Source organism: Nonlabens dokdonensis, from assembly GCF_002162835.1.
Taxonomy (GTDB): Bacteria; Bacteroidota; Bacteroidia; order Flavobacteriales; family Flavobacteriaceae; genus Nonlabens; species Nonlabens dokdonensis_B.
The window spans coordinates 1-2,829 of record NZ_MAAX01000082.1 but is presented as its reverse complement, the minus strand read 5'-3'; the positions used below and the strand labels follow the sequence as shown (position 1 = coordinate 2,829).

Below are 2,829 nucleotides of genomic sequence, written 5' to 3'. Positions count from 1 at the left end.
CAAAAAACTTGCGCTGTACCTCTGTAATTCCATCTGTATCAAAACGCAGGTTGTCCCATGGATTTGCATTGCTTACCATGTACCATCGTGTAGCATCGGCACCAAATTTTCCTAGGGTTTCAAATGGATCTACTCCATTGCCTAGACGCTTAGACATTTTCTGTCCGTTTTTATCGAGTACGAGTCCATTAGAAACGACGTTTTTGTAAGCCACGTCATCACTGATCATAGTTGCGATGGCGTGAAGTGTATAGAACCATCCACGCGTTTGGTCCACACCTTCGGCAATAAAATCTGCTTTATTCAAGCCGTTTTCTACAGCTTCTTTATTTTCAAAAGGGTAGTGCCATTGTGAATATGGCATGGATCCTGAGTCAAACCATACATCTATAAGATCTGCCTCGCGAGATAGTTTTTCTCCAGATTTACCTACTAAGAAAATCTGATCGACTACATTTTTATGAAGATCTACCAAGTCATAGTTTTCCTCACTCATGTCTCCAGCCTTAAACCCATCAAACGGATTAGACGTCATGAATCCAGCGGCGATGGATTTCTCGATTTCGGCAACGAGTTCTTCTATAGAGCCTATGATCATTTCTTCGGTTCCTGTCTCGTTTCTCCATATAGGTAGTGGAATTCCCCAAAAACGTGAACGCGATAAGTTCCAGTCGTTTGCATTTGCCAGCCAGTTACCAAATCTTCCTTCTCCAGTAGATTTAGGTTTCCAGTTAATGGACTTGTTGAGCTCGTGCATGCGGTCTTTAAACTCGGTCACTTTTATAAACCAACTATCTAGCGGATAGTATAATACAGGCTTATCAGTTCTCCAGCAATGTGGATAACTGTGGACATATTTTTCTACTTTAAAAGCACGATTCTGTTCTTTTAAGGCAATAGCGATGTCGACATCTACAGAGCGTTCTGGTGCTTCACCATCGGCAAAATATTCGTTCTTTACATATTTACCACCTACATCAGATAACTCATCTCTAAATTTTCCTTGAAGCGTTACTAGCGGAACTGGGTTTTGATTTTCATCTAGAACCAACATTGGAGGAATAGGTGGATTTGCTTGTTTAGATACTAGCGCATCATCTGCTCCAAAAGTCGGTGCGGTGTGTACGATTCCTGTTCCGTCTTCAGTGGTTACAAAGTCTCCTGCGATTACTCTATAAGCATCTTGTGCGTTTTCATACGGTTGTGCATATGGCAACAACTGCTCGTATCTTAAATTTACCAGATCAGTTCCTTTACAAGAGCCTAATAACTGATAAGGAATTTTTTTATCACCTAATTTGTATTCTAGTTTCGCTTTCGCGAAAGCGTCACCACTAAGAGCCTCGTACTTTTTACCAAACTGATAGCTTACCAGTTTCTCTGCAAGAATGACTTGCATAGGCTCGCCAGTATATTGATTAAAAGTCTCTACAAGGACATAATCAATTTTAGGACCTACAGTCAATGCTGTGTTAGACGGTAAGGTCCATGGAGTAGTGGTCCAAGCTAGGAAAAATACTTCTCCACTCGTTTCAAAAGGTAATTTTGAAGGGTCTTCTACTTTAAATTGTGCCGTTACTGTTGTGTCGGTCACATCTTTATAACAGCCAGGCTGGTTCAGTTCGTGTGAGCTCAAACCGGTTCCTGCCGCTGGAGAATACGGCTGGATGGTGTAACCTTTATAAAGCAAATCTTTAGAATAGATTTGTTTCAATAACCACCAAACACTTTCCATGTATTTAGGCTTGTAGGTGATATATGGATCTTCCATATCTACCCAGTAACCCATGTCATCAGTAAGCTTGCTCCAGATGTCGGTATATTTCAACACGGCATCTTTACAAGCTTGATTGTAATCTTCTACAGAGATTTTAGTGCCGATATCTTCCTTAGTAATTCCAAGTGCTTTTTCTACACCTAATTCTACAGGAAGACCGTGCGTGTCCCATCCTGCTTTACGATTCACTTGAAAACCTTGCTGGGTTTTAAAACGACAGAATAAATCCTTGATCGTTCTTCCCATAACGTGGTGGATACCAGGTAATCCATTTGCAGATGGTGGTCCTTCAAAGAAAATAAAAGGTTCATTTCCCTCACGAGTCGTCATCGACTTGTTAAAAATGTCATTTTCCTTCCAGAAGTTTTTGATGCGTTCATCTACTTCAGGTAGGTTCAATCCTTTGTATTCGTTGAATTTATTACTCATTGCACTAGTGTTTTAAAGCTGGCAAAAGTACGGAAAAGGCATGAAAAAAGCGCTGATTGAGTGCAGCGCTTTGGAGGTTTTAATAAAATCTAGTATTTGTGAAGTTTTATAGACAGTACAATTGGTTACAGCTATTAAAAACTACTAGATAAAATGAGTTTTTAGCTTACCACAATCTCCACCACAAAACCTTCATGGCTTCTTAAATTCATCACTTTGCCATCTTCAAAGATGAGGTATTGACCTTTGATGCCTTTTAGTTTTCCTTTGTGTTCAGGAGTTTTGGCAAGATTGACGCTCGTTACTTTTTTAGGGTATTCTAAGACAGGAAAATTGATTTGCCATTCTTTTTCGTTATCGAGAATGTATTCTTGGGCTTTTTTAGGTATGTATTGTAGTAAGTTTTCGCGGCAGCGTAATAAATCCTCATCTACAACATCATTAGTTAGCATTTTACGCCAATTGGTTTTATCGGCTACGTGGTCTTTTAGGGCAACTTCAGCAATTCCTGCGAGGTAACGGTTGGGCGTTTCTAGAATTGCTACTGCTTCATGAGCGCCTTGATCGATCCATCGAGTAGGTACTTGTGTTTTGCGAGTTACTCCTACTTTTATATTACTACT

The 2,829-nt window shown here is 40.0% G+C and carries 2 protein-coding genes; both read right to left on the bottom strand.

Annotation, left to right across the window (positions count from 1 at the left end):
- On the bottom strand, nucleotides 1–2,206 hold a 2,206-nt coding region (gene ileS / locus A9Q93_RS05130; RefSeq protein WP_303686310.1), incomplete at its 3' end, for an isoleucine--tRNA ligase.
- Between the two features lie 161 nt (nucleotides 2,207–2,367).
- Nucleotides 2,368–2,829, bottom strand: a 462-nt coding sequence (locus A9Q93_RS05125) for a DUF2797 domain-containing protein (RefSeq protein WP_303686309.1), incomplete at its 5' end; no start/stop codon positions are given.